This window comes from Pseudomonas sp. 1L-B-1-E-C1, assembly GCF_057291835.1.
The window spans coordinates 207,943-230,065 of sequence record NZ_JBXAWN010000002.1; the positions used below are offsets into that span (position 1 = coordinate 207,943).

Genomic DNA, 22,123 nt, shown 5'->3' on the forward strand with positions numbered 1-22,123 from the left:
TGCCTGTGGCCTGCGTCACCGGCCCCCCGACACCGCCGTCAAGCTGTAACGGCCATGCCGGACACTACTGCTAATCGCTGCCATGACTTGTCAGCAAACCGAATCCTCTGATCGAGATACACAAGTGATCGAAAATCTACGCAACATCGCCATCATCGCCCACGTTGACCACGGTAAAACCACCCTGGTAGACAAACTCCTGCGTCAATCCGGCACCCTGGAGCGCAACGAGCTCAACGACGAGCGCGTGATGGACTCCAACGACCAGGAAAAAGAGCGCGGTATTACCATTCTGGCGAAGAACACCGCCATCAACTGGAACGGCTACCACATCAACATCGTGGACACCCCGGGCCACGCCGACTTCGGCGGCGAAGTTGAACGCGTAATGTCGATGGTCGACTCCGTTCTGCTGCTGGTTGACGCTCAAGACGGCCCTATGCCGCAAACCCGCTTCGTGACCAAGAAGGCTTTCGAAGCCGGCCTGCGTCCAATCGTGGTGATCAACAAGGTTGACCGTCCAGGCGCACGTCCGGACTGGGTTCTGGACCAGATCTTCGACCTGTTCGACAACCTAGGTGCTACCGAAGAACAACTGGACTTCCAGGTTGTTTACGCTTCGGCTCTGAACGGCATTGCCGGTCTGGACCACACCGCCATGGCGGAAGACATGACTCCGCTGTACCAGGCGGTAGTCGACCACGTTCCGCCTCCGGCCGTTGACCGTGACGGTCCGTTCCAGATGCAGATCTCCGCTCTGGACTACAACAGCTTCCTGGGTGTTATCGGTGTTGGCCGTATCGCTCGCGGTCGCGTCAAGCCGAACACCCCGGTTGTCGCTATCAGCGCCGACGGCAAGCGCCGCAACGGTCGTATCCTGAAGCTGATGGGTCACCACGGTCTGCACCGCATTGACGTTGACGAAGCAGCAGCTGGCGACATCGTCTGCATCAGCGGCTTCGACGAGCTGTTCATCTCCGACACTCTGTGCGATATCAACACCGTCGAGGCGATGAAGCCGCTGACCGTTGACGAGCCAACCGTTTCCATGACCTTCCAGGTAAACGACTCGCCATTCTGCGGTAAAGAAGGCAAGTTCGTGACTTCCCGTAACATCAAGGATCGTCTGGACAAAGAGCTGCTGTACAACGTTGCACTGCGCGTTGAAGAAGGCGACTCGGCTGACAAGTTCAAGGTTTCCGGCCGTGGTGAGCTGCACCTCTCGGTACTGATCGAAACCATGCGTCGCGAAGGCTTCGAGCTGGCCCTGGGCCGCCCTGAAGTGATCATCCGTGAAGTTGACGGCGTGAAGCAGGAACCGTTCGAAAACGTGACCATCGACATCCCTGAAGAATCCCAGGGCAAGGTCATGGAAGAGATGGGTCTGCGTAAGGGCGACCTGAGCAACATGGTGCCGGATGGCAAGGGCCGTGTTCGTCTGGAATACAACATCCCTGCTCGCGGTCTGATCGGTTTCCGTAACCAGTTCCTGACCCTGACCAACGGTGCTGGCATCCTGACCTCGATCTTCGACCGTTACGCTCCAGTGAAGTCGGGCCACATGTCCGGCCGTCAGAACGGCGTTCTGGTTTCGGTTGAAACCGGCAAGGCTCTGACCTACTCGCTGGAAACCCTGCAGGCTCGCGGCAAGCTGTTCGTAGAACACGGCCAGGAGATCTACAACGGTCAGATCGTTGGTCAGAACAGCCGTGACAACGACCTGGGTGTAAACCCGACCAAAGGCAAGAAGCTCGACAACATGCGTGCTTCGGGTAAAGACGAAACCATCGCTCTGGTTCCACCTGTTCGTTTCACTCTGGAACAGGCTCTGGAATACATCCAGGAAGACGAGCTGTGCGAAGTCACGCCTAAGTCGATCCGTCTTCGCAAGAAGATCCTCGACGAAAGCGAGCGTACCCGCGCTGCCAAGAAAGCCAAGGCGTAATTCAGCCCTGGAATAGAAAACGCCCCCGGTCGCGAGACCGGGGGCGTTTTTGTTTGTCCGGGATTCAAGGCAAAAAAAGATCGCAGCCTTCGGCAGCTCCTACACGGATACGCATTGCCATGTAGGAGCTGCCGAAGGCTGCGATCTTTTGATCTTCAGAATTTCTCAATCGCTCGGGAATTCTGCACCCGCTCGACTTCCTTCGGCTTGTACGCGCAATACCCCGGCCGTGGGCCGATTTTCGGGTGGTTGCGGCAGGTGTCCGGGCGCTTGTCATAAATGGTGCACAGGCGGCTTTTACGATCGAGGTAATAGCAGTCGTTGTTGCTCATGCGCTGCAGGGTGAAGATCCCCGACTTCTGATTGAAGCGTTCGACCAGACCTTCCTTTTGCAGGCGCTTGGCGATGTTCTTCGGCGGATCGCCCAGTTCGAACTCGTCGACCACGCCGATGCGCACCAGATCCTTGATCTTCACTTCGACCGGCAGGGTGCAGCAGCTGGACATGCACGAGCCGCACATCGGTGCCGAATATTTGGCCCACGTATCGAGACGATCAATCTCGGCGGCGGCGATCAGGTTGGGCTTCATCATCGGGAGTTACCAGGCGTGTATGCATCAGGGCGCGCGATCATACCGGGAGCGGTGGAATTTTGAACAACCTTTCGCCGGATATTTTTGCAGCGGCCGCATTTTGCCCGACAGGACGGCACGGCCCCTGCATTCATTGGCCCATCCGCCAAGGTTATGTCGCACTAGCGCACAGTCCGCGCAAATACTGCCGAACCAGAGCCGTTACCGCCGGTCAGACCGTCTAGGCTCAGAAAATTCCCGCTCGCTCGAGGTCCTGTTGATGACTCAAGAACCACTAGTTCGCGAAGCAGAGGTGGCCGCGTTCCGCGACGCCGTCCTGACCAAACTCACCTACGCCGTGGGCAAAGACCCCGATCACGCCTTCGACCATGACTGGTTCGAAGCCATCGCCCTGGCTGCGCGTGATCACATGGTCGAACACTGGATGGACCACACCCGACAGATCTATCGCAAAGGCCAGAAGCGGGTTTATTACCTCTCGCTGGAATTTCTCATCGGCCGTTTGCTCTACGACAGCCTGAGCAACCTCGGCCTGCTCGACGTCGCCCGTGAAGCGCTGACCGAACTGGGCGTCGATCTGGAGCGCATCCGCCTGCTGGAGCCCGACGCGGCGCTCGGCAACGGCGGCCTCGGTCGGCTCGCGGCGTGCTTCATGGAGAGCATGTCGACCCTCGGCATCGCCGGCCATGGCTATGGTATTCGTTATGAACACGGCTTGTTCCGTCAGGCGATTGTCGATGGCTGGCAACAGGAACAGACCGAACACTGGCTGGATTTCGGCAACCCGTGGGAATTCGAACGGCCGGAAGTGGTGTACCCGATCGGCTTCGGCGGCAGTGTCGAAACCGTCACCGATGCCAATGGCAAAACCCGTCAGGTCTGGTCGCCGGCGGAAACCGTGCGCGCGATTGCCTACGACACGCCGGTGGTCGGCTGGCGCGGGGCGAGCGTCAACACCCTGCGCCTGTGGCGTGCCCGCGCCATGGAAGATCTGCACCTGGAGCGCTTCAACGCCGGTGACCACTTGGGCGCCGTGGCGGAAGTGGCCCGCGCCGAGAGTATCTCTCGCGTCCTCTACCCGGCAGACAGCACCGAAGCCGGGCAAGAGCTGCGTCTGCGTCAGGAATATTTCTTCGTCGCCGCCTCGCTGCAGGATCTGCTGCGCCGTCACCGCAACATGCACACCTCGGTGCTGACCCTTGGTGACCACGCGGCGATCCAGCTCAACGACACTCACCCGTCGATCGCGGTGGCCGAACTGATGCGCCAACTGGTCGACGTTTACGACGTGGCGTGGGACGCAGCATGGCAAGTCACCGTCGACACGCTGTCGTACACCAACCACACGCTGCTGCCGGAAGCGCTGGAAACCTGGCCGGTCGGGCTGATGGAGCGCATGCTGCCTCGGCACATGCAGATCATTTATCTGATCAACGCCCAGCACATCGACTCGCTGCGGGCCAAGGGCATCCACGATTTCGACGTGCTGCGCGCGGTGTCGCTGATCGAAGAAGACAATGGCCGCCGGGTGCGCATGGGCAACCTCGCGTTCCTTGGTTCGCACAGTGTCAACGGCGTGTCCGGTCTGCATACGCAGCTGATGCGCAAAACCGTATTCGCCGAACTGCACAAGCTCTATCCGGAGCGGATCAACAACAAAACCAACGGCATCACCTTCCGCCGGTGGCTGTATCAGGCCAACCCGGAACTGACCTCGATGCTGATCGACGCTCTCGGCCCGGATGTGCTCGACCATCCCGAAGAGCGCCTGCTCGAACTTGAACCGTTCGCCGAGAAAACCGCGTTCCGCAAAGCGTTCGCCGAGCAGCGTTTGCACAGCAAGAAGGCGCTGGCCTATCTGATTCACGAACGCCTGGGGATTGCAGTCAATCCGGCGGCCATGTTCGATGTGCAGGTCAAACGGATCCACGAATACAAACGCCAGTTGCTCAACCTGCTGCACACCGTGGCGTTGTACCAGGCGATTCGTGCCGAGCCGGAAGTCGACTGGGTGCCACGAGTGAAGATCTTTGCCGGTAAAGCGGCGGCGAGTTATCACCAGGCCAAATTGATCATCAAACTGACCAACGATATCGCCCGGGTGGTGAATAACGACCCGACTGTGCGCGGGCTGCTGAAAGTGGTGTTCCTGCCCAACTACAACGTCAGCCTCGCCGAGAGCATCATCCCGGCGGCGGACTTGTCCGAGCAGATTTCCACCGCCGGTTTCGAGGCCTCGGGCACCAGTAACATGAAGTTCGGCCTCAACGGCGCGCTGACCATCGGCACCCTCGACGGTGCCAACGTGGAAATGTGTGAGCGCATCGGTGCCGAGCACATGTTCATTTTCGGCCTCAGTGCGCAACAGGTTGAAGCGCGCAAGCAGAACCACGAGTTCAGCGCCGTGCCCGACATCGCCGCGTCCCATCGTTTGAACGATGTGCTGCAAGCGATTCGCAGCGGTGTGTTCTCGCCGGATGACACCTCGCGTTACACCGGGCTGATCGACTCGTTGATCGACTATGACCGCTTCCTGGTCTGCGCCGACTTCGACTCCTATTGGGAAGCGCAGAAGCGTGTAGATGCGCACTGGCATGACTCGCAGAACTGGTGGCGTTCGGCGGTGCTCAACACCTCGCGGATGGGCTGGTTCTCCTCGGACCGGACGATTCGCGAATACGCCACGGATATCTGGAAAGCTTTGGAGTAACTTTCCCCGACAAATCTGCGCAGGGCCCGACGTTTGTTGGGCCGGATCGATATACTGAGCGCCGGTTACAAGGCATCAATCACCGCCGTACCCTGTGGGAGCGAGCCTGCTCGCGAAGCGATCGTCGACTTAAACAGAAATGTTGGCTGACAATCCGCCTTCGCGAGCAGGCTCGCTCCCACACGGTTTGTGCCTAGACTGAAGCCATCGCCGGACTCGCCTCGCCTCGGGGCTGCTTAGGGATATCGACCATGCAATGGATGTTCATGTTGATCGGGCTGGTGCTCGGTGGACTGTTTGACGAGTCATTCAGTGGCGCGCTGTTGGGGGCGCTGCTGGGGCTGGTCATCGGCCAGACGCTACGCATTGCACGCCTTGGCGCGCAGGCGGCGGAGCAGCAGCGCCAACTCGAACAGGTGCGGGAAGCCTTGCAGGGCGTGGCTCAGCGGCTGTTTGTGCTGGAGGGCTCGCCCTCGCATGCGCCAACACCGCCACCTGAAGTCGAGCCGGTCGCCGAACCCTTCGACGTGGCTGAGCAGGCCGCCCCGCCCCCTGAGCTGATCTGGGAGCTGCCCCCTGAACTCGAACCGATCTCCGCCGCTGCCCGCGAAACCACTCAGCCGCTACCGGCCGATGTCTGGCGCGCCGAACCGGCGCCTGTTGCACCACCCCGAAAACCTGCCGAACCCCGTGGCCCTAACCTGGTCGAGCGCGGCATCAGCGCTGCGCGCAACTGGCTGTTCGGCGGCAACACCGTGCTGCGCGTCGGTGTGGTGCTGCTGTTTTTCGGTCTGGCGTTTTTGCTGCGTTACGCCACCGAAGGCATGGTGGTGCCGATCGAGTTGCGTTACGCCGGTGTCGCGGCAGCGGCATTGGCCCTGCTGGCGCTGGGTTGGTGGCTGCGCCGGCGCAACAGCCACTATGCGTTGATGCTGCAAGGCACCGGGATCGCGGTGTTGTACCTGACGGCGTTTGCGGCGATGCGTCTGCATCCGTTGCTCGATCCGTCTGCTGCACTCGGCCTGCTGGTCGCGGTGACGGTGTTCTCGGCGATTCTGGCGATCACTCAGGATGCGCTGGGGCTGGCGGCAGCGGCGGCACTCGGCGGTTTCGCCGCGCCGATTCTGACGTCTACCGGCGAAGGCAATCACGTCGCGCTGTTCAGTTATTTCGCCTTGCTCAATGCCGGCATTCTCGCCATCGCCTGGTTCAAGGCCTGGCGCCTGCTCAACCTGATCGGCTTTGTCGGCACCTTCGGCATCGGTTTCGCCTGGGGCCTGCGTTCATACACTCCGGAACTGCTGTGGAGCACCGAGCCGTTTCTGATTTTGTTTTTCCTCATGTACCTCGCCATCGGCCTGCTGTTCGCCCGGCGCAAATTGCGCGAGATGCCGGATGCCCCAGCGGACGCTGATCGCGGGGCGCTGCTGCAATGGTCGGCGCGCAAGGGCGACTATGTCGACGGCACGATGCTGTTCGGTCCGCCGATCATTGGCTTCGGTTTGCAGTTCGCTCTGGTCCAGCACCTCGAATTTGCCGCGGCCTTCAGCGCGTTGGCGCTGGGCATGATCTATATGACGCTGGCCAGAGTGCTGATGGGCGGGCGGGCGATACTGCTCGGTGAAACCTGTCTGGCCCTGGGGGTGATTTTTGCCAGCCTGGCGATTCCGCTGGGGCTCGATGCACGCTGGGCTTCTGCGGCGTGGGCCGTGGAGGGCGCAGGGATTTTCTGGCTGGGGTTGCGTCAGCATCGACCGTTCGCTCGGGCTTTTGCGCTGTTGCTGCAACTGGGTTCGGCGTTGGCCTTTCTCGGTCAATTGCAGCCCGGCGAGAGCAGCCTGCTCGACGGCGCACCGCTGGGCGCGCTGATGCTCGGGATTGCGTTGCTGTTCAGCTTCCATCAATTGCGCCAAGCCACGCCGGAGCAGAGTTTGCCGTGGGAGCGCCAAGGTCTTCCGCTGCTGGCGTGTCTGGGCCTGACGTTCCTTTATCTGCTGGCACCGTTGTTCCTGTTCATCCAGGGCACGGCGATCAGTTGGGCCTTGGCCGGGTTGGCGACATTATTTGTCGGGCTGCGGATTCAATCGCGCACATTCCTGTTTACCGCGTTCGCCGTGCAGTTGCTGGGCGGCGCGTTGTTCCTGTTGCGCCTGCAAAGCGCCGGCGAAGATTCGGCGGCAGTGTTCAGCGCTGGCTGGAGCGGTTTGCTCAGTGCGTCCCTGATCGGTCTGGCCTTGATCGGCGGCATGCTGCTGGCGGCGCGGGATGAAATGGTGCGCGGCGATGTGCGCCTGCTGCGTGGCTTGTCGGTGGTGCTGCTGGCCGGGCTGGTGCTGATCAATCTGGCGGTGTTGTTCGTATTGCCTTGGCAAACCGCGAGTGCGGTGTGGGCGGCCAGCGGTTTGCTGATCATCTGGCTGAGCCTGTATCTGCAACAGCGTCTGAGTTTCGTCTTCGGGTTGCTGTTGCAGGTGATCGGTGGCGCCGCGTTTTTGCTCGCCGGCCCCGAGTTGCTCGGGCCGCTGTCCAGCGAAGGGCTGAAACCGTTGGCCCATGGCGGATTCTGGACGCCGTTGGTACTGGGGCTGGCGGCAATGGCCGGCGCGTGGCGCTTGCAACTGGGCGACCATGCCTCGGCGTTTGATGCCTTGAGTTTGCAGCGCTTGTCGCAAGTGCTGCTGGTCTGGGGCGCCGGCTGGTGGACGCTGGCGTGGGTCAGCGAAATCCTGCGTTTCGCCTCGCCAGACTTGCAAGGCACATTGTTGCTGCTAGTCGCTGCGATCAGTGTGGCGCTGTGGACGCTGTTGGCATTGCGCCTGAAATGGCCGGCGCTGGGTTTGCTCTGCACCTTGCTGATTCCGGCGGCGGCGCTGATTCTGCTCGGCGCGTGGCATGGACGTTATCACCCGGCCGCCGACTTCGGCTGGCTGGCCTGGCCAGCGCTGTTCGCGGTGCATTTCTTCAGTCTGCGCCGCTTGGCGTCGATGCTGCCGGCGCGCGCGTTGAGCGCGGCCCATGTTCTCGGTTGCTGGCTGCTGATCGGCGTGCTGGCGCTGGAGTTGCGTTACGGCCTGCTGCTGATGTCCGAGCACTACAACGCGTGGCGCTGGCTGGGCTGGGCGATTCTGCCGAGCGTTTACCTGTTGCTGATGGCGGCACCGCGCGACTGGCCGTGGCCGGTCGCCGCGTTCACCCGCGAGTACCGCTTGTATGCGGCGGCACCGCTGGCCGTGCTGATGCTGGCGTGGTTCTGGCTGGCCAATGGCGTCAGCGATGGCAATCCCGAACCGTTGCCTTACGTGCCGCTGCTCAACCCATTGGAGCTGGGTCTGCTGTTTGCGTTGTTCGGGGTTTATGTCTGGTCGCGCAGCGCCGTTACGCAGTTGTCGGTCCGCCAGGATTACGCGGACCACGCCACGCAACTGATCGCCGGGGTCTCGCTGTTCGCTTTCTGTACCGCGCTGGTCACTCGCGCTGCGCATCACTGGGCCGGCATTCCGTTCGAGCTGGATCAACTGCTCGCTTCGATGCTGGTGCAGGCCGGTCTGTCGATCGTCTGGACGCTGATGGCGCTGGGGCTGATGATCGGCGGACATCTGCGCCATCGCCGCGAAGTCTGGCTGATTGGCGCGGCGCTGATTGCGCTGGTGGTGGCCAAACTGATTTTTGTCGAACTGAGCAACCGTGGCGGCCTCGCCCGGATCGTCTCGTTTATCGGCGTCGGCGTGTTGCTGCTGGTGGTGGGGTACTTTGCGCCACTGCCACCGAAACGCGTCGAGGCTGAACCGGCGGCGGACAAACCCGCGCCGGAAACCGAAGGAGTTGCATCTTGAGTCGCATGCTGAATCTGGGGTGGTTGGCGCTGGGCGTGGTGATGCTGGCCGGCGCTCAGGAAAAACCGGCGGACTTCGCTACGCAGGTGCCATTGTCGGTGAGCGGCAACGGCCCGTGGTATCGCCTCGACCTGCCGCTGAGCGCGCAATTGCAGGCGCGCCAGACCGATCTCAGCGACCTGCGCGTATTCAACGCTGCCGGCGAAGCGCAGGCTTACGCCTTGGCTCGCGAGTCGGCGCAGACCCGCGACGACGGCAAGCTGCACGAGGTGAAGTGGTTCCCACTGTACAACGCCGCCGACGCCAGCGAGCGTGCGCCGAATGTGCGCGTGCAGTCGACCACCAACGGCACCTTGGTCGAGGTGCAACCGTCCTCGCAACTGGAGGCGGGCGAAGAAGTCCTGCGCGGCTGGCTTCTCGATGCCAGCGCGATCAAGGCACCGTTGCAGCAACTGATCCTCGACTGGACCAGCGAGCGCGACGGTTTCCAGCGTTTCACCATCGAAGCCAGCGACGATCTGCAGCACTGGCAGTCCTGGGGCGAAGGCCAAGTGGCACGGCTGACCTTTTCCGATGAGCGCATCGAACAGCACGAAGTGACCTTGCCGGGGCAAACCGCGCGTTATGTGCGCCTGCTGTGGGAGTCGCCGGGTTCGGCGCCGATCCTGACCTCGGCGCAACTGAAAAGCAGCGACCCGCGCAACTTGCCGCTGCCCTTGGTCTGGTCGCCGAGCGTGGCCGGCACCAGCAGCAAATCCGGGGAATACATCTGGCAGCTGCCGATGGGGCTGAATGTGGAACGGGTGCAGGTGGAGCTGAAACAGCCGAACAGCCTGGCGCCGGTCGCGCTAGCTGGCCGGCGCGACAGCAACTTGCCGTGGCAAGCAATGAACAGTGGCTTGCTATATCGCCTGACTCAGAACAATCAGGACGTGGTGCAGAACGAAATCGCGCTGTCCGGGCAGACCGTGCAGCATCTCAAGCTGACGGTGGATGAGCGCGGCGGCGGTCTGGGTGAGCAGGCGCCGGACCTGAAATATGCGGTGCGCGCCACGCAGGTGATTTTCCTCGCTCGGGGCGAGGGGCCGTACAGTCTGGCGCTGGGCAATCCGCATGTGAAAGCGGCGAACCTGCCGCTGGCAACGCTTATTCCGGATTTCAAACCACAGATGCTGGCCACACTGGGCAAGGCAACGGTGCAGGGCGAAGCGCTGGCCACGCAAACCTCGACGGCGACGACGGCGGCGGTGGCCGGGACCAACTGGAAGAAGCTCGGCTTGTGGGCGGTGTTGTTGCTCAGTGTGGTGTTTCTCGCAGCGATGGCGTTCAGCCTGTTGCGCAAGCCCCCGACCAGCACCTGAGCATGGCGGCGCTACGCGCCATTCGCGAGCAGGCTCGCTCCCACAGTTGAAATGCATTCCATTGTGGGAGCGAGCCTGCTCGCGAAAGCGTCCGGGCAGACACTGAAAATCTCAATCGCTCATGCCGAACCGAACTACGCTCAATCCGACACCTGAACTCTCCACCGACAATCACGTCTCATACAGGCAAATACACCCAGGCGCACGTTAGCCGGCGTCTTCGCTCGCTAGGTTTTCAGACTCCCTGTAAACTGCGCGGGTTTTCAGCCCCCCATTCCACCGGAGCCGTCCATGTCCCGCGTTACCTTGAGTCGCTATTTGATTGAGCAGACCCGCAGCAACAACACTCCTGCCGATCTGCGCTTTTTGATCGAAGTGGTGGCGCGTGCCTGCAAGGAGATCAGCCACGCCGTATCCAAAGGCGCCCTGGGTGGTGTTCTGGGCAGCATGGGCACCGAGAACGTACAAGGCGAAGTGCAGAAGAAGCTCGACGTGCTGTCGAACGAAATCCTCCTTGAAGCCAACGAATGGGGCGGTCACCTGGCCGGCATGGCGTCCGAAGAAATGGACAATGCCTACCAGATCCCGGGCAAATACCCGAAGGGCGCCTATCTGCTGGTATTCGACCCACTGGACGGCTCGTCGAACATCGACATCAATGCCCCGGTCGGCACGATCTTCTCGGTATTGCGTTGCCCGAACGAATACCTCAGCCAGAACGAGCCGCTGAACGAAAAAGCTTTCCTGCAGCCAGGCACCCAGCAAGTGGCCGCCGGCTACGCGATCTACGGCCCGCAGACCATGCTGGTGCTGACCTTGGGCGACGGCGTCAAAGGCTTCACCCTGGATCGTGAAATGGGCAGCTTCGTCCTGACTCACGAAGACATCACCATTCCGGAAACCACCCAGGAATTCGCCATCAACATGTCCAACCAGCGTCACTGGGAAGCCCCGGTGCAGCGCTACGTCGGTGAATTGCTGGCCGGTGAAGAAGGCCCGTTGAAGAAGAACTACAACATGCGCTGGGTCGCGGCGATGGTTGCCGACGTGCACCGTATCCTGACCCGTGGCGGTCTGTTCATGTATCCGCGCGACAGCCGCGAGCCATCCAAGCCGGGCAAGCTGCGCCTGATGTACGAAGCCAACCCGATGTCGTTCCTCGTCGAACAAGCCGGCGGCGCGTCCACCGATGGTCACCAGCGTATTCTCGACATCCAGCCGGAAGGCCTGCACCAGCGCGTCGCCGTGTTCCTCGGTTCGAAAGAAGAAGTCGCCCGCGCCACGGCCTACCACAAGGAATAAACCATGCACGCGCCCTGGCAGCCGTTGCTTGACTGGTGGTTCGGACACGCCGAATCACCGGACGAGATATCGGCTGACAAGGGCAAGTTGTGGTTCGGTAAGCGAAACAGCCAGGACCTCGAAGCGCAGACGCGTTTCGGGGTCTTTGTCGATCAGGCCCTGGCCGGCGAATTGACCGAGTGGACGCAACGTCCCGAAGGTTGGCTGGCAGTAGTGCTGCTGCTCGATCAACTGCCGCGCATGATCTATCGCGACACCCCCAAAGCATTTTCCGGCGATTTACGTGCGCAGAAGCTTGTCGCGCAAGGCGTTGCGGCAGATTTTGATCGGCAGTTGAAGCCGATTCAGCGCGTGTTCATTTATCTGGTGTTCGAACACTGCGAAAACCTCGCGGTGCAGAACGAAGCCGTATCGCGCTTCATGGCGCTGGTGGCTGAACAGCCGGAGGCGGAGCGGGCGGTGTTTGCCGACAACCTGGATTATGCCGAGCGGCATCGGAAAGTGATTGCGCAGTTTGGAAGATTTCCGCACCGCAATGCGGTGTTGGGGCGGGAGTCTACGGCTGAGGAGTTGGTATTTCTTTCGAAGCCCGGGTCGCGGTTCTGACCGCAGAAAAGATCGCAGCCTTCGGCAGCTCCTACATGAGTAAAGCGTTCATTCTGTAGGAGCTGCCGAAGGCTGCGATCTTTTGATCTTTATATACGGAAGCTACCAACCAGTTGCTTGAGACGTGCCGCCTGCTGCTCAAGATCCGAACACGCACGCAACGTCGCCTGCAAGTTCTCCACGCCTTCCTGATTCAGCGTGTTGATCTCGTTGATATCGACATTGATCGATTCGACCACGGCGGTCTGCTCTTCAGTCGCGGTCGCCACCGACTGGTTCATCCCGTCAATCTCGCCAATACGCTGGGTCACGCTGCCCAGGCGCTCGCCGGCCTGGTTGGCGATGCCGACGCTGCTTTCGCTCTCGCGCTGGCTCTCGGTCATGATGGTCACTGCCTGGCGTGCGCCGACCTGCAGTTCTTCGATCATCTTCTGCACTTGCTGCGCCGAATCCTGAGTGCGATGCGCGAGATTACGCACCTCGTCGGCGACCACGGCGAAACCGCGTCCGGCTTCACCGGCACGCGCAGCTTCGATGGCGGCGTTGAGTGCGAGCAGGTTGGTCTGCTGGGAAATGCTGGTGATCACCTCGAGAATCTGGCCGATGTTCACCGTGTTGCTGTTCAGGGTTTCGATGTTGCCGCAGGAGTCGCTGATTTTCGCCGACAGTTGCTGCATGGCTTGAATGGTTTTATCCACCACCTGCTGGCCGTCGACCGCGAGGCTGCGCGCATCGCTGGAATGCTGCGAGGCGAGGGCGGCGTTCTGGGCGATTTCCTGGGCGGCGGCGCCAAGCTCATTGATCGCGGCGGCGACGCTGTTGGTGCGGCTGGCCTGCTGGTCGGAGTTGTACATCGACGAGTTCGAGGCGGCGACGACGCGCAGGGCGACCTCGTTGACCTGGCCGGTGGCCGAAGACACTTCGCGGATCGAAGTGTGGATACGTTCGACGAAGCGGTTGAACGAAGTGCCCAGTGCGCCGAATTCATCGTTGCCGTGGATCACCAGACGTCTGGTCAGGTCGCCTTCGCCTTCAGCGATGTCGTGCATTGCACGGCCCATGGTCAGTAGCGGCTGCATCAGCACGCGAATCAGCATGCCGAGCAGGCCGATGATGATCAGCACGGCGATGACCATGGCGATCAGTGCCGAGGTGCGGAATTCACTGAGCATCGAGAACGCGGTGGCTTTGTCGAGCACCAGCGCCACGTACCAGTCGGCCGACGGTACGCCGTTGACGCGGGTGAAGGAAATCAACTGGGTCTTGCCGTCGAACTCGACTTCTTTCAGGCCCGGGCTTACTTGTGGTGCACCGTTCGGATAAGCCTCGGCGAGGGACTTGAGCACCAGTTTGCTGTCCGGGTGAATCAGGATCTTGCCTTCGGCACTGACGATGAACGCGTGCCCGTGGCCGCCGAAATTCAGCGAGTTGATGATCGCGCTGACACTGGTCAGGTCGATGTCGGCACCGGCGACGCCAAGCATCTGGCCTTGACGCTGCACCGGGGTGGCCACGGTGATCACCAGTTTGCCCGACGAAGCGGCGATGTACGGTTCGGTGACGATAGTCTGTTGCGCGCTGTTCGCCGCTTTGTACCAGCCGCGAGCACGCGGGTCATAGTCCGGCGCGCGGTTGCCGGCGGGCACGGAAAACATCACGCCGTCAGCGCCACCGAAGTAGCTGAGCTGGAAATTGCCGGTGTAGGCGGGCAGGTCGATGATGCGCTTGAGGCTGGCGGGCGCGTTGCCGTCGACGGCGACCTGCTGTGACAGCGATTGCAGCAGTTGAATGCGGCTTTCCAGCCAGGTCTGGATGTTGCTGGTGGTCAGGCTGCCCAGCTCCTGCATGGTCGCTTCGGTGCTGCTGCTCAATGCCTGACGCTGGCGATAGTCGTTGAAGAAGATGAAACAGGCGAACGCAACGGCCACCACGAGGGCAGCAGCCAGCAGGATCTTATGGCTGAATTTCATGTTTCTGGTCATCTAATGAGCTACCGCGAAGGGGCTGGTCAGGAAAGGGCGGCAATTTGCCATAGTCGGCAGCGTTGCGCTGCTCTTATTTCGACCGCGGCGCGCCAAAGATTAGGCGCTTGCGGGGAAAGTCGACGAAATGCTCGACAGCTTCACAAAGTTTTTGATTTACCGGCAAAAGCCGGACGGGCGGCCTGATAAATAGGCATCCGGTCACGGAACCAGATGACACTTTGCTCTTCTAAGCTTCTGGTTGGCACCATGCCATCCCCCCTCGTTCCAGGAGTTTCACCATGTCGCTGCGATCTATCGCCCTGCTGTCGTTTTGCGTGCTGTTGGCCGCATGCAGCAAGGTCAATCAGGAAAACTACTCGAAGCTCTCGGCCGGCATGGCCAAGTCCGAAGTGGAAAGCCTTCTCGGCAAGCCCACCGATTGCTCGGGCGCGCTCGGTATGTCCAGCTGCACCTGGGGCGACAAGAACAGCTTTATCAGCGTGCAATACGCCGGTGACAAAGTGCTGATGTTTTCCGGCCAAGGCCTGAAGTAAACCGGGGCTTCGCGCCCACGGAGAAAAAAATGAAGCGGTTATTGCTGATCCTTTTTGCTGGCCTGGTACTGGCCGGCTGCGCCACTTCCGGCGTCGACCCGCTGGCGCCGAAGACCGTCGACAGCGTCAATCTCAAGCGTTATCAGGGCACCTGGTATGAACTGGCACGCTTGCCGATGTACTTTCAGCGCCATTGCGCGCAATCCGAAGCCCACTACAGCCTCAAGCCTGACGGTAACGTCGGCGTGCTCAACCGTTGCCTGACGCCGGACTGGCAGTGGGAAGAAGCCAAGGGCACGGCTTATCCCCAGGTGCCCGGCAAGACCGATAAGCTCTGGGTCGAATTCGATAACTGGTTCTCGCGCCTGGTGCCGGGTGTGGCGAAGGGCGAGTATTGGGTGTTGTACGTCAGCGGCGATTACAAGACCGCGATTGTCGGCGATCCAAGTCGCAAGTATCTGTGGCTGCTGTCACGCACGCCGACTGTCAACGGCGTAGTGCGCGAAGAATTGCTGAGCAAGGCCCGTCAGCAGGGTTACGACACTACGCGACTGATCTGGCGCGCGTCGGATCGGCAGATGGCCAAGACCTCTAATTAAGAGCGAAAAGATCGCAGCCTTCGGCAGCTCCTACATGAGAATGCGTTTTTGTAGGAGCTGCCGAAGGCTGCGATCTTTTGCTTTTCTTACCCTAAAAGATCACGCAGTACCTGGGTGAACGCTCGCGCGCTTTGCTCTTCGCCGGCATGCCGTCCATCGCGCACCACCCACTGACCATTCACCAGCACATCGCGCACTTGCCGATCGCCGCCGGCGAACAACCAGCGATTGAGAATCCCGTCCCCCGACGCTGTCGCCAGATACGGATCGTTGCCATCGAGGACGACCCAGTCCGCACGCTTGCCCACCTCCAGCGCGCCGATCGGCTGCCCCAGCGCCTGCGCGCCGCCGTCTAGCGCCGCGTCATACAATGTGCGACCGACCATCGGCTGGTCGGCGCCATACAAGCGGTTGCGCCGCTGATCGCGCAGACGCTGGCCGTATTCCAGCCAACGCAATTCTTCCACCACGCTCAGCGACACATGGCTGTCGGAGCCAATACCCATGCGCCCGCCCTGAGCGAGAAAATCCACCGCCGGGAAAATCCCGTCGCCCAGATTCGCTTCAGTAGTCAGACACAGCCCGGCGATCGCGCGACTGTTGGCCATCAGCGTGACTTCCTCGGGATTGGCGTGGGTGGCGTGGACCAGACACCAGCGCTGATCGACCTCGGTGTTTTCATACAGCCATTGCAACGGACGGCGACCGCTCCAGCTCAGGCAGTCATCGACTTCTTTCTGCTGTTCGGCGATGTGGATATGCACCGGGCATTGTTTGTCGCTGGCGGCCAATACTTCGCTGATCTGCTGTGGCGTGACCGCACGCAGCGAGTGAAAACACAGGCCCAGCGATTGCGCCTTTTGCTGTGCCAGTAAGGGCTGCAGACGCGATTGCAGCTTCAAATAGTTCTCAGTGCTGTTGATAAATCGCCGCTGGCCATCGTTAGGCATCTGGCCACCGAATCCGGAATGGCTGTAGAGCACCGGCAGCAGGGTCAGACCGATTCCGCTTTCGCTCGCGGCCTGACTGATGCGCAAGGCCAGTTCGGCCGGATCGGCATAGGGCTGGCCGTTGCTGTCGTGGTGCACGTAATGAAATTCGGCGACCGAGGTGTAACCGGACTTGAGCATTTCGATGTACAGCTGGCGGGCAATGATGCCGAGCTGATCCGGGCTGATTTTTCCGACGAGGCGATACATCAGATCGCGCCAGGTCCAGAAACTGTCGTTAGGATTGCCGGCCACTTCGGCCAATCCAGCCATCGCACGCTGGAAGGCATGGGAGTGCAGATTGGGCATCCCCGGCAGCAAAGGCCCGTTCAGCCGCTCGGCACCGTCTGCGGTGGAATCGGCCTGGATTCGGGTCAGCAGGCCATCGGCGCTGACCTCGAGACGTACATTGTTGGCCCATCCGTTAGGCAGCAGTGCGCGTTCGGCAAAGAAGGCGGACATCGTTCGGCACCCCATTGTGTGTAATTTGTATATACATATACAGACGTTTGCCTGCCCGGTAAACTCCGGCAAGCTAGTCACTTTCATCCAATGAACAGGGATCAACCGTGCCGACTCCGCCTCCAGTCTCTCCGTTGGCCGCGAACATGGGCGACAGTCCGGCGCCCTTGTACGCCCGCGTCAAACAGATGATCACCCAGCAGATCGACAGCGGTAACTGGCCGCCGCACTACCGCGTACCGTCCGAAAGCGAGCTGGTCAGCCAGCTCGGCTTCAGCCGCATGACCATCAATCGCGCCCTGCGCGAGATGACTGCTGACGGCCTGCTGGTGCGCATGCAAGGCGTCGGCACCTTTGTCGCCGAACCGAAGAGCCAGTCCGCGCTGTTCGAAGTGCACAACATTGCCGACGAAATCGCCTCGCGCGGCCATCGCCATACCTGCCAGGTCATCACCCTCGAAGAAGAGGCCGCCGGTTCCGAGCGCGCGCTGGCACTGGACATGCGCGAAGGGCAGAAAGTCTTCCACTCGCTGATCGTGCACTACGAAAACGACATTCCGGTGCAAATCGAAGACCGTTTCGTCAACGCCCTGGTTGCCCCGGAATACCTCAAGCAGGATTTCACCCTGCAAACACCTTATGCCTATCTCAACCAGGTCGCGCCGCTGACCGAAGGCGAGCACGTGGTCGAAGCGATACTCGCCGAGCCGTCCGAATGCAAGTTGCTGCAGATTGAGAAGGGCGAGCCCTGCTTGTTGATTCGTCGGCGCACCTGGTCGGGGCGTCAGCCGGTGACGGCGGCGCGTTTGATTCATCCCGGTTCGCGTCATCGTCTGGAGGGTCGCTTTCACAAATGAGCCAGGTAAAAGTTCTACGCGCTGAGGGCTACCCGCGCATGCCGTGGAAAAACGGCGGCGGCAGCACCGAGGAAATCACTCGCGATGCGGGTGCTGGCCTGGACGGTTTCGGCTGGCGTCTGTCGATTGCCGACATCGCCGAGTCGGGCGGTTTTTCGACGTTCGCTGGCTATCAGCGAGTCATCACCGTGTTACAGGGGGATGGCATGACCCTGTGCGTCGACGGTGACGATACCCGCCCACTGTTACCCTTGGACCCGTTTGCTTTCAGCGGCGAAAGTCAGGTGTCCTGCACGTTGCTCGGCGGTGCGATTCGCGACTTCAATCTGATTTACTCGCCGCAACGTTACAATGCGCGTTTGCAGTGGTTGGCCGGCGAGCAGCGGTTCTTCAGTTCGGCATCGACAGTGCTGGTGTTCAGTGTCAGTGACTTGCTGCAAGTGCAGGTTGGGGCAAGCGGGTCTCAGTTGGGGCGACATGATTGCCTGCAACTGGACGGTAATTCCGGACTTATTGAAGTCTGCATCGATGCGGACTGCTGTGTGATTGAACTGACTGCGCGCTGATTCGAAAATCCAAAAGATCGCAGCCTTCGGCAGCTCCTACGGTGGGATTGAAGTACACCCCGTGGGAGCTGCCGAAGGCTGCGATCTTTTGCTTATGGATGTTCCCAAACCTCGCACCAACTTGTTACCGATCGCCCCAGCGTGGCGCAAAATCCGATTCACGCAGCCAAACCCACCTTCCTCAAATACACCTCTGAAAAATTTCATTCACGCCAGAACCCTTGTTCCAGGCGCCCTCCAGCCTCATGCGCGATTTTCCCTGAACATGTCTACAGCAAGTTGGCCGCTTGATTGCATATGCTTGTATGTACAAGTAAAGACGTATGCGTATGAGTCGCCCGAGACTCTCCGCAGCGTCCACTGATTCGCTTGTCGTGCATTGACGCGCGCAGGCTACTGCCCAATGCCAGGGTTGGTTTGAATTGATCGCTGAGGAGTCTTTTTCGTGACTGACAATACCCAGAACAGCAACAAGTTTCGTGACGTGCAGATTCGCGCCGCCCGCGGCAACACGCTGACCGCCAAGAGCTGGCTGACCGAAGCGCCGCTGCGCATGTTGATGAACAACCTCGACCCGGAAGTTGCCGAGAACCCGAAAGAACTGGTGGTCTACGGTGGCATCGGCCGCGCCGCGCGGAACTGGGAGTGCTACGACAAGATCGTCGAGAGCCTGACCCACCTGAACGACGACGAAACCCTGCTGGTGCAGTCGGGCAAGCCGGTCGGCGTGTTCAAGACTCATAGCAACGCGCCGCGCGTGCTGATCGCCAACTCCAACCTCGTGCCGCACTGGGCGAGCTGGGAACACTTCAACGAACTCGACGCCAAAGGCCTGGCCATGTACGGCCAGATGACTGCCGGCAGCTGGATCTACATCGGCAGCCAAGGCATCGTTCAGGGCACCTACGAAACCTTCGTCGAAGCCGGTCGCCAGCATTACAACGCTGACCTCAAGGGTCGCTGGGTGTTGACCGCTGGTCTCGGTGGCATGGGCGGCGCGCAACCGCTGGCTGCCACCCTCGCCGGCGCGTGCTCGCTGAACATCGAATGCCAGCAGGTCAGCATCGATTTCCGCCTGAAAAGCCGTTACGTCGACGAGCAAGCCAAGGATCTCGACGACGCCCTGGCGCGCATCGACAAATACACCCAAGAAGGCAAAGCGATCTCTATCGCCCTGCTGGGTAACGCCGCAGAAATCCTTCCTGAACTGGTCAAGCGCGGCGTGCGCCCGGACATGGTCACTGACCAGACCAGCGCCCACGACCCGCTCAACGGTTACCTGCCGGCCGGCTGGAGCTGGGACGAATACCGCGCCCGCGCCAAGACCGAACCGGCTGCTGTGATCAAAGCCGCCAAACAATCCATGGCCGTGCACGTCAAGGCGATGCTGGAATTCCAGAAGCAAGGCATTCCGACCTTCGACTACGGCAACAACATCCGTCAGATGGCCCAGGAAGAAGGCGTCGAAAATGCCTTCGATTTCCCGGGTTTCGTGCCGGCCTACATCCGTCCGCTGTTCTGCCGTGGCATCGGCCCGTTCCGGTGGGCGGCGCTGTCGGGTGATCCGCAGGACATCTACAAAACCGACGCCAAGGTCAAAGAGCTGATCCCGGACGACGCGCATCTGCACAACTGGCTGGACATGGCCCGTGAGCGCATCAGCTTCCAGGGTCTGCCGGCGCGTATCTGCTGGGTCGGCCTGGGCCTGCGCGCCAAGCTCGGTCTGGCCTTCAACGAAATGGTCCGTAGCGGTGAGCTGTCGGCACCGGTGGTGATCGGTCGCGACCACCTCGACTCCGGCTCGGTCGCCAGTCCCAACCGCGAAACCGAATCGATGCAGGACGGTTCCGACGCCGTCTCCGACTGGCCACTGCTCAACGCGCTACTGAACACTGCGAGCGGCGCGACCTGGGTATCCCTGCACCATGGCGGCGGTGTCGGCATGGGCTTCTCGCAGCATTCGGGGATGGTGATCGTCTGCGACGGTACCGATGAGGCCGCCGAGCGCATCGCCCGCGTGCTGCACAACGACCCGGCCACCGGCGTCATGCGCCATGCGGATGCCGGTTACCAGATTGCAATCGACTGCGCGAAAGAGCAGGGGCTGAATCTGCCGATGATTACTGGCAAATAAACGCTGAACCCCTGTAGGAGCTGCCGCAGGCTGCGATCTTTTGGCGTCCTCACCGACGCCGAAGAGCAAAAGATCGCAGCCTTCGGCAGCTCCTACAGAGATCAACCCACTCGCAACGCATAACAATCCACAGAGGTTGAACCATGGCGGTTAACAACGAACGTGCAGGCAGTACTCCGTTGATCGAAAGGCGTTCGATCGACTACATCCCGGAAGCGGAAAGACACGGTCGTCTGTTCAGCCAGTTCACCCTGTGGATGGGCGCCAACCTGCAGATCACCGCCATCGTCACCGGGGCCTTGGCCGTGGTGCTCGGCGGTGATGTGTTCTGGTCGTTGATCGGTCTGTTGATCGGTCAGTTGCTCGGCGGTGGCGTGATGGCGCTGCATGCCGCGCAAGGGCCCAAACTGGGCTTGCCGCAGATGATCTCCAGTCGTGTGCAATTCGGCGTTTATGGCGCGGCGATTCCGATCGTGCTGGTGTGCCTGATGTACCTCGGCTTCACCGCCACCGGGACGGTGCTCTCAGGGCAGGCGCTGGGTCAGTTGTTCGGTGTCAGCGACAGTGTTGGCATCCTGATTTTCGCCACTGTCATCGTGCTGGTCACGGTGCTCGGCTATCGGGTGATTCACTGGATCGGCCGCGTCGCCAGTGTCATTGGCGTGATCGCTTTCGTGTTTCTGTTCTGGCGGCTGATGAGCCAGACCGACGTCGGTGCACTCCTGCAAATCCGTCATTTCAGCTGGAGCAGCTTTCTCCTCGCGGTGTCGCTGGCCGCGTCCTGGCAGATCGCTTTCGGCCCGTATGTCGCGGACTACTCGCGCTACTTGCCGAGCGCTACTTCGTCGGTGAAAACCTTTTTCGCCGCTGGCGCAGGCTCGGTGATCGGCGCGCAGGTGGCGATGATCCTCGGCGTGTTTGCTGCCGCTTCGGCCAACGGTCAATTCGCAGGCCATGAAGTTGCCTACATCGTCGGCCTCGGCGGTACCGGCGCCACCGCCGCGCTGCTGTATTTCAGCATCGCGTTCGGCAAGGTGACCATTTCGACGCTGAACTCCTACGGCAGTTTCATGTGCATCGCGACCATCATCAGTGGCTTCAAAGGACACCTGACGGTGACCCGTATGCAGCGCCTGGTGTTCGTGCTGTTCATCGTCGGCGCGGCGACGCTGATTGCCCTGCTCGGACAGCACTCGTTCCTCGGTGCGTTCAAGTCGTTCATCCTGTTTCTGCTCGCCTTCTTCACCCCGTGGAGCGCGATCAATCTGGTCGACTACTACTGCATCACTCGCGAGCGCTACGACGTGCCGGCGCTGGCCGATCCGAACGGGCGCTACGGCCGCTGGAATCTGCTCGGCATCAGCGTCTATGTGTTCGGCGTACTGGTACAGCTGCCGTTCATATCGACCAAGTTCTACACCGGGCCGTTGGTGGCGGCCCTGGGTGATGTGGACATTTCCTGGATCATCGGCCTGGTGCTGCCGGCCGCCGTCTATTACTTCTGCGCGAAAAAATGGCACAGCGCAGTGCCCGATCAGCTGATTCTGCCGGTCGAGCAGAACAGCGTCGTACAAGCAAAAACCAGCGGAACCGGTCGCGCTGCGGCGCAGGCCTGATCTGGACGTGGACCAGGCTGGATGCCTCTTGA

General features: G+C 61.0%; 15 protein-coding genes. 12 read left to right on the top strand and 3 right to left on the bottom strand.

Annotated features, from left to right (window positions below):
* Positions 1-124: 124 nt before the first annotated feature.
* Complete coding sequence (gene typA, locus AC0Z4S_RS04680; RefSeq protein WP_016772102.1) at positions 125-1,945, top strand: translational GTPase TypA; 1,821 nt, start codon at positions 125-127, stop codon at positions 1,943-1,945.
* Between the two features lie 155 nt (positions 1,946-2,100).
* On the opposite strand, the gene AC0Z4S_RS04685 is transcribed toward typA, so the two are convergent.
* Positions 2,101-2,538: a YkgJ family cysteine cluster protein gene (locus AC0Z4S_RS04685; protein WP_042608652.1), complete on the bottom strand. Its 438-nt coding sequence runs from the start codon at positions 2,536-2,538 to the stop codon at positions 2,101-2,103.
* A 259-nt stretch (positions 2,539-2,797) separates the two neighbouring features.
* Between AC0Z4S_RS04685 and AC0Z4S_RS04690 the strand changes: the two genes are divergently transcribed.
* The 5 genes from AC0Z4S_RS04690 (at position 2,798) to AC0Z4S_RS04710 (ending at position 12,350) form a co-directional block, all read left to right on the top strand.
* Complete coding sequence (locus tag AC0Z4S_RS04690; protein WP_253498114.1) at positions 2,798-5,248, top strand: glycogen/starch/alpha-glucan phosphorylase; 2,451 nt, start codon at positions 2,798-2,800, stop codon at positions 5,246-5,248.
* A gap of 251 nt (positions 5,249-5,499) precedes the next feature.
* Positions 5,500-9,081, top strand: coding sequence for a DUF2339 domain-containing protein (locus AC0Z4S_RS04695; RefSeq protein WP_485622234.1), 3,582 nt, complete (start codon positions 5,500-5,502; stop codon positions 9,079-9,081).
* A complete protein-coding gene (locus AC0Z4S_RS04700; RefSeq protein WP_485622235.1) occupies positions 9,078-10,442 on the top strand; it encodes a DUF3999 domain-containing protein in 1,365 nt (454 codons plus the stop codon). The genes AC0Z4S_RS04695 and AC0Z4S_RS04700 overlap by 4 nt, the downstream gene beginning before the upstream one ends.
* A gap of 291 nt (positions 10,443-10,733) precedes the next feature.
* The gene (locus AC0Z4S_RS04705; protein WP_039756611.1) at positions 10,734-11,744 is read left to right on the top strand and encodes a class 1 fructose-bisphosphatase; all 1,011 of its coding nucleotides are present in this window, start codon (positions 10,734-10,736) and stop codon (positions 11,742-11,744) included.
* A 3-nt stretch (positions 11,745-11,747) separates the two neighbouring features.
* Positions 11,748-12,350, top strand: a complete 603-nt coding sequence (locus AC0Z4S_RS04710) for a DUF924 family protein (RefSeq protein ID WP_485622236.1) — start codon at positions 11,748-11,750, stop codon at positions 12,348-12,350.
* An 89-nt stretch (positions 12,351-12,439) separates the two neighbouring features.
* On the opposite strand, the gene AC0Z4S_RS04715 is transcribed toward AC0Z4S_RS04710, so the two are convergent.
* The gene (locus AC0Z4S_RS04715) at positions 12,440-14,332 is read right to left on the bottom strand and encodes a methyl-accepting chemotaxis protein (protein WP_485622237.1); all 1,893 of its coding nucleotides are present in this window, start codon (positions 14,330-14,332) and stop codon (positions 12,440-12,442) included.
* A 281-nt stretch (positions 14,333-14,613) separates the two neighbouring features.
* On the opposite strand from AC0Z4S_RS04715, the gene AC0Z4S_RS04720 reads away from it, so the two are divergent.
* Together AC0Z4S_RS04720 and AC0Z4S_RS04725 are read left to right on the top strand one after the other, a co-directional pair.
* Positions 14,614-14,868 carry an outer membrane protein assembly factor BamE gene (locus AC0Z4S_RS04720; protein ID WP_253498133.1) on the top strand — a complete coding sequence of 85 codons (255 nt, stop codon included), beginning with the start codon at positions 14,614-14,616 and terminating at the stop codon, positions 14,866-14,868.
* Between the two features lie 29 nt (positions 14,869-14,897).
* A complete protein-coding gene (locus AC0Z4S_RS04725) occupies positions 14,898-15,467 on the top strand; it encodes a lipocalin family protein (RefSeq protein ID WP_253498136.1) in 570 nt (189 codons plus the stop codon).
* Positions 15,468-15,553: 86 nt separating this feature from the next.
* Here AC0Z4S_RS04725 and AC0Z4S_RS04730 read toward each other — a convergent pair whose 3' ends face one another.
* Positions 15,554-16,918 carry a formimidoylglutamate deiminase gene (locus AC0Z4S_RS04730; protein WP_485622238.1) on the bottom strand — a complete coding sequence of 455 codons (1,365 nt, stop codon included), beginning with the start codon at positions 16,916-16,918 and terminating at the stop codon, positions 15,554-15,556.
* A gap of 146 nt (positions 16,919-17,064) precedes the next feature.
* On the opposite strand from AC0Z4S_RS04730, the gene hutC reads away from it, so the two are divergent.
* The 4 genes from hutC to AC0Z4S_RS04750 all read left to right on the top strand — a co-directional run bounded on the left by hutC (position 17,065) and on the right by AC0Z4S_RS04750 (position 22,091).
* A complete protein-coding gene (hutC, locus tag AC0Z4S_RS04735; protein ID WP_162803449.1) occupies positions 17,065-17,775 on the top strand; it encodes a histidine utilization transcriptional repressor HutC in 711 nt (236 codons plus the stop codon).
* Positions 17,772-18,341 carry a HutD/Ves family protein gene (locus tag AC0Z4S_RS04740; protein ID WP_485622239.1) on the top strand — a complete coding sequence of 190 codons (570 nt, stop codon included), beginning with the start codon at positions 17,772-17,774 and terminating at the stop codon, positions 18,339-18,341. Before hutC ends, AC0Z4S_RS04740 begins: the two co-directional genes overlap by 4 nt.
* Positions 18,342-18,786: 445 nt before the next feature.
* Complete coding sequence (gene hutU, locus AC0Z4S_RS04745) at positions 18,787-20,475, top strand: urocanate hydratase (RefSeq protein WP_485622240.1); 1,689 nt, start codon at positions 18,787-18,789, stop codon at positions 20,473-20,475.
* A 143-nt stretch (positions 20,476-20,618) separates the two neighbouring features.
* Entirely contained in the window at positions 20,619-22,091 is a 1,473-nt protein-coding gene (locus tag AC0Z4S_RS04750) for a purine-cytosine permease family protein (RefSeq protein ID WP_485622241.1), read from the top strand.
* The last annotated feature ends 32 nt before the right edge of the window (positions 22,092-22,123 follow it).

Coding starts and splice junctions, on each gene's coding strand:
- AC0Z4S_RS04730 (WP_485622238.1), bottom strand. CDS start 16,918: ATGTCCGCCTTCTTTGCCGAACGCGCACTGCTGCCTAACGGATGGGCC.
- AC0Z4S_RS04705 (WP_039756611.1), top strand. CDS start 10,734: ATGTCCCGCGTTACCTTGAGTCGCTATTTGATTGAGCAGACCCGCAGC.
- AC0Z4S_RS04690 (WP_253498114.1), top strand. CDS start 2,798: ATGACTCAAGAACCACTAGTTCGCGAAGCAGAGGTGGCCGCGTTCCGC.
- AC0Z4S_RS04740 (WP_485622239.1), top strand. CDS start 17,772: ATGAGCCAGGTAAAAGTTCTACGCGCTGAGGGCTACCCGCGCATGCCG.
- AC0Z4S_RS04695 (WP_485622234.1), top strand. CDS start 5,500: ATGCAATGGATGTTCATGTTGATCGGGCTGGTGCTCGGTGGACTGTTT.
- hutC (WP_162803449.1), top strand. CDS start 17,065: ATGGGCGACAGTCCGGCGCCCTTGTACGCCCGCGTCAAACAGATGATC.
- AC0Z4S_RS04685 (WP_042608652.1), bottom strand. CDS start 2,538: ATGATGAAGCCCAACCTGATCGCCGCCGCCGAGATTGATCGTCTCGAT.
- AC0Z4S_RS04725 (WP_253498136.1), top strand. CDS start 14,898: ATGAAGCGGTTATTGCTGATCCTTTTTGCTGGCCTGGTACTGGCCGGC.
- AC0Z4S_RS04720 (WP_253498133.1), top strand. CDS start 14,614: ATGTCGCTGCGATCTATCGCCCTGCTGTCGTTTTGCGTGCTGTTGGCC.
- AC0Z4S_RS04710 (WP_485622236.1), top strand. CDS start 11,748: ATGCACGCGCCCTGGCAGCCGTTGCTTGACTGGTGGTTCGGACACGCC.
- AC0Z4S_RS04715 (WP_485622237.1), bottom strand. CDS start 14,332: ATGACCAGAAACATGAAATTCAGCCATAAGATCCTGCTGGCTGCTGCC.
- AC0Z4S_RS04750 (WP_485622241.1), top strand. CDS start 20,619: ATGGCGGTTAACAACGAACGTGCAGGCAGTACTCCGTTGATCGAAAGG.